A 554-nucleotide genomic window follows, 5' to 3' on the forward strand; every position below is an offset into this window, starting at 1 on the left:
AAACAAGAATGAAAAACTTGCGATAGTGTGTTTTGATAGGGCAAAAGGGAGGTTTTGTATATATAATCAAGGGCTTGTAAAATGAAAGAGGGCTATGATAGATCTGTGCTGCGACCATTCGGAGCAGCACACAGCAAAAATCCGTGGCGACAAACCACGGACTTTCTTCTAACGGATAAACTTTGATAAGTCTATCATCATAGAGTTATAAACAACTTTCTCATATCCCTCTTTCTTTAATAAAGCAAGTTCACGTCTTGCATAAGCATCAGCTTGCAGTTTTGTTTTCCAACACTTACTACATTTTGGACGATTAGGTCGCATGGTGTCTACTATAAAGAACTCTTGGTAAGTAGGGGTATGCTTCGTGCGCTTGAATACATCTACTCTTGGATACCTCATTTTCTTCTATACGTTTCAAAGTTATACATATTTTCATCACACTGCGGACAATAAAAGGGATAGTCCAATACTCGTTCATACTGCACTTCATGATTGCATTTAGCACAATATCGGTGTGTTCGCTTCTTAGGATTTGCTTGTTTCATAAACAT

General features: G+C 37.9%; 1 protein-coding gene. It reads right to left on the minus strand.

The window, feature by feature from the left end; genetic code table 11:
- Positions 1-168 precede the first annotated feature (168 nt).
- Positions 169-402: a hypothetical protein gene (locus O3603_RS12070; RefSeq protein WP_371523056.1), complete on the minus strand. Its 234-nt coding sequence runs from the start codon at positions 400-402 to the stop codon at positions 169-171.
- Between the last annotated feature and the right edge of the window lie 152 nt (positions 403-554).

This window comes from Prevotella sp. 20925_1_30, assembly GCF_041433025.1.
GTDB lineage: Bacteria > Bacteroidota > Bacteroidia > Bacteroidales > Bacteroidaceae > Prevotella > Prevotella vespertina.

What these genes read in the sequence shown, in the direction of transcription:
- O3603_RS12070 (WP_371523056.1), bottom strand. Translation starts at nt 402, where the DNA reads ATGAGGTATCCAAGAGTAGATGTATTCAAGCGCACGAAGCATACCCCT.